The sequence below is a fragment of the Aquimarina sp. genome, from assembly GCF_977115655.1.
This window is the reverse complement of sequence record NZ_CDSBKO010000006.1, coordinates 37,990-51,043: the sequence shown is the minus strand read 5'-3', so window position 1 is coordinate 51,043 and position 13,054 is coordinate 37,990. Positions and strand designations below refer to the sequence as shown.

The window sequence follows — 13,054 nt, the reverse complement described above, 5'->3', positions numbered from 1 at the left end:
CCAATGAAAGTACTCAACCAGTAATAAAGGGTTTCTTTCAATACACATAATTCAACTATTTTGATAGAAAAAAATGGAGAGGATTGTGGACTATACTTAATTTAAAAAAACTCACTAAAATTTTCATTTATGAAAGCAATTAAAGAAGGCTTAAAGGTATTATCCAGAGGAACTTGTGGTACGGCATTTTGTTCACTGCTAAACAGTGAATATGGTGTTCCAAACGAAATAGCAGAGATAGCAGCATCTCCCTTTGCAGGAGGGTTGCTCAATAGAGGATTTCAATGTGGAATGATAGGAGGAGCTGTTTTGGCTGCCGGAGCAGAATCATATCGCAGAAATGAAGATACGGGAGATGCTATAGCAATGGCAATAACAGCCACACAACACCTTATGGAATCTTTTAAAAAGAAGACAAATACTATAAGTTGCAGAGATATAACCGAAATGGATCTGTCAGGAAAATTAGCTCCGCTAAAAGTATTGGTAACAGGTAAAGCATTTACTTGTATGAAACTCGCAGGAAAATGGGCACCCGATGCTATTAAGTCTGCAGATGAGGGTTTGTCTGACGAGACTGTAAGTTTTTGCCCGGGATCTGTAAGTTGTGCTTCAGAAGTTGTGAAAAAAATGGGGGCTACAGATGAAGAGATGCTTATGGTAGCAGGATACGCTGGAGGTCTTGGCTTAAGTGGCAAAGAATGTGGAGCATTAAGTGCAGCGATTTGGTATAAGATGGTGGATTGGATTAAAAAGAATCCGGGTAAATCAATATCCTCATTTGATAGTCAGGAGACTAAAAAGATGTTAAGAGCTTTTTATGTTCAAACCGATTCGGAGGTATTATGTAGCAAGATTACCAACAAAGAGTTTAAAGATATAGATGATCATTCTGATTATATAAAAAGCGGAGGCTGCAAGAAGATAATTGATGCATTGGCTGCATTATAATTTAAAAATACAAGTATCATGTTAAAACAGTTATTGAGCAAACGAAATATTTATTTCGATCATAACGCAACAACCTATACAGCACCTTACGTAAGAAGGGTAATGAACAGGGTTTTGAAATCTTATTGGGGGAATCCTTCCTCTGGATATGCAAAAGGAAAAATGTCTGCACAAATTATCGAAAAGGCCCGTGAAAATGTTGCAGCTGCAATAGGGGCTCATTCACATGAGGTATATTTTTCGAGTTGTGCAACAGAATCTAATAATGCGTTATTAAAAACAGTGAGCAATCATTTCTATCCTGAGAAAAACAAAATCATTTCCACACCAATAGAGCACCCATCGGTGACTAAAACATTAGAGTATTTAAAAACCAAAGGGATAGATGTTCAATATTGCCCGGTAGATAGTTCTGGACGCGTAGTGCTTAAAGAACTTGAAGCAATGATCGATGATAAAACTTTTCTGGTTTGCTGTATGTTGGCAAATAATGAAATAGGTACGATTCAGGATATTAAAAAGATATCCGTAATGGCGAAAGCCAAAAATGCATTGGTTTTTTCAGACTGTGTTCAGGCATTGGGTAAAATTCCAATAAATGTAAAGGAATTAGGAGTGGATTATGCAACGTTTTCTGCTCATAAGCTATATGGGCCTAAAGGTGTTGGCGCTTGGTACGCCAAAATTAGTTGCCCCTTAGAACCATATATACATGGAGGAAGTCAGGAAGAGGGAATGAGGGCAGGAACCGAATCCATACATAATATAGCAGGTTTTGGAGAAGCTTGTAAACATGTAAATAAGTTTGTTTCCCTTTCTGTGAAAAACGAGCCTCTTAAGAAGATGTTTATTAATGAACTAAAAGAAATAAAAAAGGATCTGATAGTAAATTCTCCAATAGACAATTGTTTAGTGAACACCATTAATTTAACTTTTCCGGGCATTAGCAGCGGTGAATTGATGAAAATGCTCGATTATAATGGTATTGCGGTTTCTTCGGGATCTGCATGTAGTGCTTCTTCAAACAAACCTTCACACGTTTTAAAAGCAATAGGCTTAACAGATGATGAAGCGCAGGAGTCTATTAGAATAAGTTTTGGTGTAAAGACAAAAGATAAGCATATCAAATACGCCTTAAAAGTGATGAAACAATATCTTCTGGAGGAAAAAAAAGAGAAAGAATTAAACCCGCTTGTAAAACTCAATGAGTCTGGAGCATAGATAACCAAATATAATACCATTTCTGACTTAAAATTACCCCCTAAAATTTGCTCTTTTTAGTTTATGCTTCAAAATAAAATTTAATCATAGCCTTGACTATGCTTGCATTTTCTTTTTTGCCTAAACAAAAAATACCTGTATTTTATTTGAGTATTTTTAAATCAGAACTGGTATAACTTTTTAAGTAAAAAAAGAGGAAAGATGAAACGAATATGGATGAATTTAAACATCAGCTTTTGAAAAGTAATTGATTAAATTTATTAATACAGGAACGAAATGTTTATTCATACTCTTTGTTTTGTAACTAAATAGATGTTAAATGATTACTAAAAATAAAATGTGTAAAAATGGATAAATCCGAAAAATTTTGGGATAAGAGCGCAAATGGGTATGATAAGGAAGAAATGAAGGATAAAGATGGGCGAGCTAAAATCCTTGAAAGAACTAAAAGATATCTCAAAAAAGAAGATAATGTTTTAGATTATGGATGCGCAACAGGAATATTGGCAAACCAAATTGCAGCTAATGCCGAAATGGTTTATGGTATGGATATATCGTCAAAAATGATCCAGATCGCACAAAATAAAGCCAATGAGCTTAACATTCAAAATGTAAACTATTCTCATACAACGATATTTGATAAAAACTATAAGGAAGAGACCTTTGATGTTATTTTAGGAGTTTATGTACTTCACTTGTTAGACGATATGCCTAAGGTGTTAAGTAGGATAAATGAATTGTTAAAACCAGGAGGGCTTTTTATTTCTGTAACACCTTGCTTAGGAAAAAGAACCCTTACCGGTATATCATTATCCCTTTTGAGCAAAATAGGATTAATTCCAAGTCTGAAAACATATAGTGTTTCTGAACTTGAAAATTTCATTACAAATCAGGATTTTAAGATTATTGAAAAAGAATGTTTACAAAAAAAAGGGCAGCAATATTTTATTGTAGCAAAGAAGAATTGAGAGAAGTAACGATATAAAGATTATTAAAAATAAAACACACAAAAAATTAATTAAAAGAGATTAAAATGAAAACAACTATTTATAATAACGAGGATGGGGCATCAAGTACTAGCCAATCCAAGCAAGAAGAAAAAGGCATGCAAAAAAATAATAAATCAGAAATAGCATTTGCCGAGTTGGAGCGAGGTGTGCATGCAGCACTAGAAACGTATTCCAACGTACATCGCGGGAGTGGACATAACTCTATGATATCTTCTAACCTATATGATCAGGCAAGAGAAATCACCTTAGGATATATGGGGCTGGATGAAAACAAATACATAGTTGTTTTTTGCTCTTCAAAAAGAACAAATAACCTGAAATCTCAACTTAAACCAGGAACATACCAATGTTTGACAAGTCAGGAAATAGGAATTCCACTGGGGATAACAGCAGTTGCTATAGAAAAAAAAGCATTGCCAAAAGGCACACCATCAGAATGTGGTGGAGGAACAGCAAGACTTGTTGCAGCAGGTTGGGTAATCTGGAACAACGGACCAGATAAATTTGAAGCAGGTACCCCGGCTATTGTTAATGTAATTGCATTTGGTAAGTCACTTATACTGTTAAAACAATATGGAAAAGATATATTTAAGAAATTACCCAATACAGACCATGATGTAAAAGAATTGCTTTATAAAGATGAATTGGAGAAATACTCTGGAGCCGAGCTTATCAAGCAACTTAGGCAGACATTAATAGGGAGGGGCTTTATTGTACCAACAATGGAAGGTAAAAAGCAATTTGTAAATCTGGATAATAGCGCAAGTACCCCTACATTTACCCCGATATGGAATGCTTTTCGCCATGCAATTCGCTTACCAGAACAAAGAAAACAAGATTTGGTTCAGGAAGTAAAAACTATTTGTAGTGAAATCCTTGGGGCACCATTGGATACGTATGATATTATTTTTACTAAAAACACCACAGAATCGATCAATTTGGTATCTGAAAGTTTGGCAAACGAACCAGAAAAAGATATTGAGCCTACAGTGCTAATATCGTTATTAGAACACTCTTCTAATGATTTGCCTTGGCGAATGACATCCAAAATGTCACTGATTAGATTAGGAATCGATACCGACGGTTTTATTGATTTAGCCGAGTTAGAAACAAATCTACGGGAACATAACCAAGAACACAAGCACGGAAAAAAACGAATTAAAATTGTAGCTATAAGTGGTGCTTCTAATGTCTTAGGGATATGTAATGATATAGACAAGATAAGCTCGATTACCCATAAATACGGAGCAAAACTTTTGGTAGATGGCGCTCAGGTAGTTGCACATCGTAAGGTTGAGATGGAAAAAGACGGGATCGATTATCTGGCCTTTTCAGCTCATAAAGTATATGCACCATTTGGTACAGGAGTATTGGTTGTTAAAAAAGGATTACTTAATTATAATCTACATGAAATAAAACAATTTGAATCCTCTGGAGAAGAAAATATAGGAGGTATTGCATCATTAGGAAAAGCACTTGTGCTTTTAAGACGTATTGGTATGGATGTGATCCATGAAGAAGAACAAGCACTGACCAAACGAGTATTAAAAGGGTTGGCAGACATACCAAGTCTTAGGGTTTTTGGAATGAAGGATTTGGATTCTCCTAAATTTGACCAAAAAATTGGGGTTATTGTCTTTGAAACAAGAGAAATTCTGCACAACAAATTGGCTAAAGAAATGTTTCATAAAGGAGGTATTGGGGTGCGATATGGCTGTCACTGCTCTCATTTATTGATCAAGCATTTGCTTAAAACTCACCCTGTACTTGAGCAGGTTCAACGTGCTGTGCTAACCGTTTCTCCAAAAACGCAGCTTCCCGGAGTTATAAGAGTGAGCCTTGGGATAGAAAATACAGAAGAGGATATTGATACTTTAATAGAAGTTTTAAATAAACTAACCAATCAATCCAAAGGAAAAGTTAGTAGCGAACAAAAGAAATCGATCACTCAGGCAGAATCTGATTTTCAGAAACAGTTGGACGAATTTTCAAAAACCGCCATCCAACGAGTTTACGCATAGTTGTTTAAGGTAATAAACAATAACAAATATTTATTAAAAGGTAAAAGCCTTACCCCATATCATAAGTATAATAACCAGAAGCATTTATAGCTTAAACTTTTTACATGGTCTTTATCAGGCAAAAAGAGATTTTATTTATTACCATGAAACATATTCTTAATTAAGCCTTTATAGCTGTATATCCATCTTAAAATGAATATATAAGTAAAGACCTTATTGTAAATAGTATAATCACGAATTGTTGCAAATTACATTTCAGTGGTAATTCCCTGTGTTTTGAAGCTACTGTAGATGCTTTGAGATCTATCACAATGCACTAAAAAGTAAGCAGGATCAAACAGGGAAAATTTAATTTTTAATCATTTAATAATATAAAAAATATATGCGAATAGCAGGAATTGAAGCGATGAACGTCTTTGCAGGCACAACATTTTTGGATGTAGAAAAGCTTGCAGAACATCGTAAATTGGATACATCCCGATTTAAAAACCTTCTTATGAAAGAAAAAACCGTAGCATTACCGTATGAAGATCCGGTTACTTTTGGAGTAAATGCAGCGAAACCCATTATCGATGCTCTTAGTCCAGAAGAAAAAGATCGTATCGAGTTGGTAATTTCATGCACAGAATCGTCTTTTGATTTTGGTAAATCAATGAGTACTTATTTTCATGAAATTTTAGATTTAAGTCGCAACTGTCGATTATTTGAGGTGAAAAATGCATGTTATTCCGGAGTAGCAGGATTTCAAATGGCAGTTAATTTTATTCTGTCCCAAACTTCACCCGGGGCAAAAGCTTTGGTGATCGCAACCGATGTATCCCGTTTTATGATTGAAGAAGGAGGGGATGCCCTCACTATGGAATGGTCATTTGCAGAACCCAGCGGTGGTGCAGGTGCTGTCGCAATGTTGGTTAGCCAGAAACCTCATGTATTTCAGGTAGATATTGGCGCTAATGGGTATTATGGTTATCAGGTAATGGATACTTGCAGACCAACTACAGATGGCGAAGCTGGGGATTCAGATTTGTCATTACTATCTTATTTAGATTGTAGCGAGAATGCTTTTTATGAATATCAAAAACGTGTTCCTGAGGCAGACTATGCCAAAACTTTTAGTTATCTGGCATTTCACACTCCTTTTGGAGGAATGGTCAAGGGAGCTCATCGTAATTTAATGCGCAAAACAGTGAAAGCAAAAACTAAGGATATTGAAATAGATTTTGAGAACCGTGTAGTTCCTGGGTTAATTTACTGTCAGCGCATAGGTAATATTATGGGAGCTACCGCTATGATGTCTCTGGCAAGTACTATAGAGAATGGTAGTTTTGACGGGCCACAAAGAGTAGGATGTTTTTCATACGGATCTGGTTGTTGTTCCGAATTTTTTAGCGGTATAGTTAGCCCGGAAAGCCAAAAAAGTATGCAAAAATTTAATATTAAGGAACAATTTGATAAAAGATATGAACTAACGATGGATGAATACGAAAATCTATTAGTTGGTAGCAATGCAGTAAAATTTGGTACACGTAATGTAACTCTGGATGCTGATTTTATTCCCCAGTCCCAAAAAGCACTTGGTAAAGAAACACTGTTTTTGAAGGAAATTAAAGAATTTAAAAGAATATACGAATGGAGGTCTTAAGTAGCACAACATCTTACGAAACCATAAAAGTGAGATTTGAAGAAGATATCTGTTTTATTCAAATCGATCGCCCGGAAGCTAATAATGCAATTAATAATAGTTTAGTCGAAGAATTTACTAATGTACTTAATTTGTGTGAAGAGCAGATTAAAATAGTAGTTATTGAAGGTTCTAAGGAAGTGTTCTGTTTTGGGGCAGATTTTAAAAGTATTCAGGAGAGTCTTGAAAATGGTGTTCTGCATCAGGAACAAAATCCAGAATTAATGTATGATCTGTGGGCGAAACTGTCCTCAGGTCCCTACATTACTATTGCACATGTTAGAGGGAAAGCTAATGCCGGGGGAATTGGTTTTGTAGCTGCATGTGATATAGTACTTTGTGAAGAAAAAGCAGTATTTAGTCTGTCTGAACTTCTTTTTGGGTTGATGCCTGCTTGTGTTCTCCCTTTTTTGATCCGTCGGGTTGGATTTTCTAAAGCAAATTATATGACATTAATGACGCAGCCTGTATTAGCAAAGCAAGCACACGAATGGGGGTTGGTCGATGTATATGAAGAAAATAGTGAGAATTTGTTAAGAAAACATTTGTTACGACTACGATTACTATCAAAACAAGGAGTTATTCGTTATAAAGGGTACATAAACAAACTAAATAATTTTCATGGGGCTTCTAAAGAACATGCTTTAGCTGCTAATATTGAAGTGTTTTCTGATCAAAATAACCTGGATAAAATAGCAAGGTTTGTAAAAACAGGTCAGTTTCCTTGGGAATGAATACAAATAATACCAATTATACTTTGAATTTACCGTAAAAGAAAATAATGATTTTTTTCTTTTTATGAATTAGAAAATTAAAGCATACCCTTAGTTACGGTTTCATTTTATGATGAAATAGAAAGGAAAAAAAGGGTGTTTTATTGCGGTAACTTCAAAGTGTAAATGGTATAATAGATCTGGACACTAATTTAACCAGATAAAATACTCTATAAACTGGGTTTGACTAATGCTTTATATTTCTATAAAAAGTCAAACCCATATAGTTTAACAGATTCTGTCGTCGATTATTTTCTGATAGATTTTAGAGGCAGGTATAAAAAATATAAATCATTATAATTTACTTTTAAGAAAAGTATGAAGGGTAACTCCAACTTCGTCAAGAATAGTGCATATAGTATTAGTATCTTATTTTTTTGTTTTTCATTTGCTTATGGTCAAGTTCCTGTTGAAAAGGATTCTATAGGAAGTTGGGAGGATTTTAATATGATCGATATAGAACCTTCTATAAATGAAGATAAAAACAAGTCTTCCTCATGGAGTTCGAATATATTTAAAGGTATGCGTTTGGGAATACAATATGATATTACATATAAATTTGAAAAACCAGACAAAATAATGAACAACAGGCTTTCATATCGGTTAGAATATTCTCGGGCTTTTTTAGATTATTTTTCACTTCATGTGGATACTAAGGTATTTACTTTTTTCAAAAAAGATCATAGGATTAAAAGTGAAGAGGATATAATGTCGTTTGAAGGAAGGACAAGGGAAGCTTATTTACAGGCTAGTTTTAAAAAAACAAGTATAAAAGCAGGAATCCAGATAATCGTATGGGGAGAATCTGATTATGCAATTGTTACAAATGAAATAGGTCGTTTGGATTACAGAGAACCTTTAAGTCTTAATATAGATGATTTAAGGATTGGACAACCAATGCTTACTGTTGATCAGTACACATCCTATGGGAATTGGAGTGCATTTTTTGTGCCTTATCCTCAATTTAATGAGCAGCCAAGAAAAGGGACAGGATATTATTATGATCCTTTTGATGTAAATGTTGAATATGAAAAGAAAAAACAGGATGAAAATTTTTTTGAATATGGCTTAAGATGGAGAAAAACTTTCGGGAAAAGTGATATTAGTATTATGGCAGCCAGTTTGATAGACAATCAATATGCCTTAACGATGGTTGCTCCTGATCTTATATCCAGAAGCAAAGAACGTTTTTTTATGACTGGTGTGACCTTCAATCGTGCAATAAATAATTTTCTGGTTAAAGGGGAGGTAGCGATAAAATCACAAAAAACATATAATGATGCATCGTTTCAGATGGTAAAAAAAGATGCACTAGACGCATCACTAGGGATTGACTATTCGCCCAACAGTACCTTTACAGTAAGTATGGAAGCCGTAAACTATCATATAATAAATTGGACAGATGAAATTCAGGGCATTCCCAGAAACAATCACATATTGTTGTTGGCCTTGAGCAAACAATTAATGAAAAATGATTTATCCCTTAGTTGGGCGTCTATGTATAATGGGCCCTATACCAATTTTTTTAATGTGTTATCAGCTTCCTATAATTGGAATGACCATATTACATTAAATTGTGATATGCTTATTCCCATCACCAAGGATATTAAAAGCGGCTTTTATCCTTATCGGGATCAAAAACAATTTGCTTTTAGGATCTTATACCAACTTTAGCCAGATTAAATTTAGTCTACTTATAATACTCTTTGGATATTACAAATAGTCTGGAAAAATTTAAACAAAAATAGAAAAGTATTTTCTTATCAGATAACCGCAGAATTTTTATAACTCTTATAAAGAAAGTAAGCTTAAACGTTCAAACGGAATTACAAATAGCTGTTTTATAAAACAAAAACGATGAAATGAATAAACACAATATATTTATGTTTTCCGGGCAAGGGTCTCAATACTACCAAATGGGTAAAGAACTCTACGAGCAGCATAAACAATTTAGATATTGGATGGATCATTGTAATGAAATGGTTTCTCCATTAATAAAAACCTCTTTAATAGATGTTCTTTATCAAGGAAAGGGGAAAAGTGACCCCTTTGATAACATTCTTTATACAACCCCTGCCTTATTATGTATCCAATATAGTATGTTTAATGTACTTGAAGAAATGGATATTCAACCAGATTTCTTAATGGGTTACAGCATAGGCGAGCTTAATGCAGCCGTTGTTTCGGGGGCTATTTGCTTAGAAGACGGGATTAGGTTAGCATTTAATATAGGCAAGCTTACAAATGAAAAAACCAAACCTGCGAATATGCTCGCCATTATGGGGTCAAAATCAATAATAACTGATTTTCCAGATGTTTTTTTAAACTGTTGGCTTACCGCAGAGAATTTTTCGGATAATTTTGTGGTAAGTGCGTTACCGAACACTATAAAAGATCTTCATGAAATTTTGAAGAAAAAGAATATAATGTCTCAAATATTGCCAGTTAACTATGGTTTTCATACAGAGCTCATAGATCCAATAGAAGAGGATTTTAAAAAACTGGTTAAAAACATACATATATCACCAACCAGAATCCCTGTGATATCTTCATTAAAAGAAGGAATAGTTCGGGAGCTAGACGGTGATTATTTATGGAAAGCTATCCGGTATCCGGTTAATTTTGAACAAACGGTTAAAAGAATAGAACAAACGGGCGATTATATTTTTATTGATGTCGGACCAAGCGGAACCTTGTCAACTTTCGTTAAATATATACTTTCTCCCAATTCTTTTTCAATTTCTATACAGACGATAAATCAATTTGGAAGGGATTTGAGTGCTATTGAAAAACTGAAAACTTGTTTGTACCAACAACATCAGCTATAGTAAATATAAAAAATAGTTAAACACTTATTATAAACAACGGCGCTGTACCCAAGAGGTTTAAGGGAAAGGCCTGCAAAGCCTTTATTTCAGTGGTTCGAATCCACTCGGCGCCTCTAAAAAAATCATAATAAAACACAAAATTTATACATCCATAAAAATTGAAAATTTAAGAATGAATAGTAAACATATAGATGTTGGATATAGCGGTGTAATACAGGTTGTTATACATAGAATGACATATATGTCTATAGTAAACTATAGCTATATGATATTGGATTATATTAATAATCAGGCAATTATTGTAGATCCTGCCTGGGATATGGAAAAAATAGAGCAAACCTTGGAAGATACAGGAACAGTTTTGCGCGGAATTTTACTTACACATTCTCATCCTGATCATATCCATTTAGCCAAACCATTAGCAGAAAAATATCATTGTCCGATATGGATGTCAAATGAAGAAATAGAGGATTCCGGGTTTAGTGCCCCCCAACTAGTTGGTATAGATAAAACACCATGGTCTGTTGGTCAAATACAAATCGAACCTATATTTACACCAGGTCATACACCAGGAGGGATGTGTTACTTAATAGGGAACAGTCTGTTTACAGGCGATACATTATTTATAGAAGGTTGTGGTTTATGTCCGGATGTACAGTCTGCACATGATATGTTTAAAAGTATCGAATGTCTAAAAAACAAGCTTAAACCAGAAACCCTAATTTTTCCCGGGCATAGTTATGGAAGACCACCAGGGCAAACATTTTCATTCGTATTGAAAAATAATATATACCTGCAATTTAATAACAAAAATGATTTTACCGCCTATCGGTTAAGAAAAGGGCAAAATAAAGTAAGCTTTTTCGATTTTAAATAAGAAAGGATATAAAAGTCAAAAATTAGTACATATAATAATATAAATTAAAATAAGAGAAATTATGTCAAAAGAACATGTTTTTGAAGTAGTAAAAAATATTATCGTGGAAGTACTTCCTGATGTAGAATTAGATCAGATTTCCATAGAAAAAAGTTTGAAAGATCTTGGAGCTAACTCGATTGATAGAATGGAGATTGTTACCATGTCTATGGAAGAATTAGATCTTAAAATACCTTTAATGAGTTTTGCACAAGTTGGTAATATTGAAGGTATGGTCGACGTATTAACAGATAATTATGTGACGTCTGTCAAAAGTAATTAGGCTAGCACAGAGTAATACGAATAGATTAACAAAAAAAATGAGTTAATTATTTTGATTTGGGATTAAAATGAAATAAATAATGTTTACAACCAATAAAGTTGGAATTACAGGTATGGGAATTATTTCCTCTATAGGCAACGATGTTTCTGCATTTAGTAATTCTTTAAGGAACGGCACCTCTGGAATTAAGCAAGTACCAAACTTAAAAGAGCCGAGAGTATCTGTGGATATCGCGGCCAAAATAGAAAAATTTTCCTTTTCAGATTCTGTAGATCGTTTTCAAAATATATCAGATAAAAAACATCATCTCGCTAATCGATTAGGAAGAAGAGCTCCTTTTGTTATTCAAACATCTATCCTATCAGCTTTAGAGGCTTGGAGTAGTGCCAGATTGTATGATGGCAAGATTTTGCCAGAACGAATAGGAGTTATTGTTGCAGGGCAAAATAGCACTCAAAATTATCAATATGATTTAGTTTCAAAATTTAAAAAAAATCCAGAATACCTTTCTCCCCGTTACGCACTTGAGTTTTTAGAAACCAATCAAGTGGGGGTTTTAAGTGAATTGTTTGATATAAAAGGAGAGGGATTTGTTGTGGGAGGAGCCTCTGCTACCGGAAATGTGGGAGTAATTAAAGGCTCCCAACTTGTTCTTTCGGGTATAGTAGATGTATGTTTGGTAGTTGGTGTTGTAGCAGACCTTTCTCCTATGGATATTCAAGGTTTTATAAATATTGGAGCTATGGGTGGTAAAAAATATATAAATCACCCAGAAAAAGCTTGCCGCCCTTTTGATAAAGAACACGAAGGTTTTATTTATGGTCAGGCAAGTGCATGTGTAATTCTTGAATCAGAATCCAGTGCTGTTAATAGAGGTGTTCCTTTTTTGGCAGAAGTTAAAGGCAGCGCATTTCATCTGGACAGTAATAGTTCTGCCAATCCAAATGTAGATGGAGAAGCAAAAACTATGCTTTCGGCACTAAGCCAAGCAGGATTGTCAGTTTCAAATGTTAATTATATAAATACCCATGGAAGCTCTTCTCCTTTAGGGGATAAAACAGAGGCAGAAGCTATCCAAAAGGTCTTTAAAAACCATACTTCTAATTTGTGGTTAAATTCAACAAAAAGCTTAACAGGGCACTGTTTATATTCCGCAGGATTAGTAGAACTTATTGCAACAGTTGAACAAATGAGCAAAGGATTCTTACATCCAAATAAAAATCTCGAAGACCCTATTTGTGATGATTTACAATTTTGCGGTGCAGAAGCTTTGGATCATCACATAGATGTTGCGATGAGTAACTCTTTTGGTTTTGGGGGAATAAACACCTCAATCGTGCTAAAGAAAGCACAAAATTAAAAGGATATAA

At 34.3% G+C, this 13,054-nt stretch carries 11 protein-coding genes and 1 tRNA gene; all 12 read left to right on the top strand.

Annotation, left to right across the window (positions count from 1 at the left end; all coding sequences use genetic code 11):
* The first annotated feature begins 129 nt into the window (after positions 1 to 129).
* The 12 genes from ACZIYX_RS04120 to ACZIYX_RS04065 all read left to right on the top strand — a co-directional run bounded on the left by ACZIYX_RS04120 (position 130) and on the right by ACZIYX_RS04065 (position 13,044).
* A complete protein-coding gene (locus ACZIYX_RS04120; RefSeq protein ID WP_462680930.1) occupies positions 130 to 951 on the top strand; it encodes a C-GCAxxG-C-C family protein in 822 nt (273 codons plus the stop codon).
* An 18-nt stretch (positions 952 to 969) separates the two neighbouring features.
* The gene (locus tag ACZIYX_RS04115; protein WP_462680929.1) at positions 970 to 2,172 is read left to right on the top strand and encodes a cysteine desulfurase family protein; all 1,203 of its coding nucleotides are present in this window, start codon (positions 970 to 972) and stop codon (positions 2,170 to 2,172) included.
* A 347-nt stretch (positions 2,173 to 2,519) separates the two neighbouring features.
* Entirely contained in the window at positions 2,520 to 3,140 is a 621-nt protein-coding gene (locus ACZIYX_RS04110) for a class I SAM-dependent methyltransferase (protein ID WP_462680928.1), read from the top strand.
* 65 nt (positions 3,141 to 3,205) lie between these two features.
* Positions 3,206 to 5,203, top strand: coding sequence for an aminotransferase class V-fold PLP-dependent enzyme (locus ACZIYX_RS04105; RefSeq protein WP_462680927.1), 1,998 nt, complete (start codon positions 3,206 to 3,208; stop codon positions 5,201 to 5,203).
* A gap of 382 nt (positions 5,204 to 5,585) precedes the next feature.
* Positions 5,586 to 6,845 (top strand): hydroxymethylglutaryl-CoA synthase family protein, encoded by a 1,260-nt coding sequence (locus tag ACZIYX_RS04100; protein ID WP_462680926.1) that lies wholly within the window; start codon positions 5,586 to 5,588, stop codon positions 6,843 to 6,845.
* On the top strand, positions 6,833 to 7,618 hold the full coding sequence (locus ACZIYX_RS04095) for an enoyl-CoA hydratase/isomerase (protein ID WP_462680925.1): 786 nt from the start codon (positions 6,833 to 6,835) through the stop codon (positions 7,616 to 7,618). The genes ACZIYX_RS04100 and ACZIYX_RS04095 overlap by 13 nt, the downstream gene beginning before the upstream one ends.
* A 357-nt stretch (positions 7,619 to 7,975) precedes the next feature.
* Positions 7,976 to 9,331: a DUF1302 family protein gene (locus ACZIYX_RS04090; protein WP_462680924.1), complete on the top strand. Its 1,356-nt coding sequence runs from the start codon at positions 7,976 to 7,978 to the stop codon at positions 9,329 to 9,331.
* A 188-nt stretch (positions 9,332 to 9,519) separates the two neighbouring features.
* A complete protein-coding gene (locus ACZIYX_RS04085) occupies positions 9,520 to 10,485 on the top strand; it encodes an acyltransferase domain-containing protein (RefSeq protein ID WP_462680923.1) in 966 nt (321 codons plus the stop codon).
* A gap of 38 nt (positions 10,486 to 10,523) precedes the next feature.
* Positions 10,524 to 10,598: transfer RNA gene (locus ACZIYX_RS04080), tRNA-Cys, on the top strand.
* Between the two features lie 59 nt (positions 10,599 to 10,657).
* Complete coding sequence (locus ACZIYX_RS04075; protein WP_462680922.1) at positions 10,658 to 11,362, top strand: MBL fold metallo-hydrolase; 705 nt, start codon at positions 10,658 to 10,660, stop codon at positions 11,360 to 11,362.
* Positions 11,363 to 11,423: 61 nt separating this feature from the next.
* The gene (locus tag ACZIYX_RS04070) at positions 11,424 to 11,684 is read left to right on the top strand and encodes an acyl carrier protein (RefSeq protein WP_462680921.1); all 261 of its coding nucleotides are present in this window, start codon (positions 11,424 to 11,426) and stop codon (positions 11,682 to 11,684) included.
* Between the two features lie 79 nt (positions 11,685 to 11,763).
* Positions 11,764 to 13,044 (top strand): beta-ketoacyl synthase N-terminal-like domain-containing protein, encoded by a 1,281-nt coding sequence (locus tag ACZIYX_RS04065; protein ID WP_462680920.1) that lies wholly within the window; start codon positions 11,764 to 11,766, stop codon positions 13,042 to 13,044.
* Positions 13,045 to 13,054: the final 10 nt, after the last annotated feature.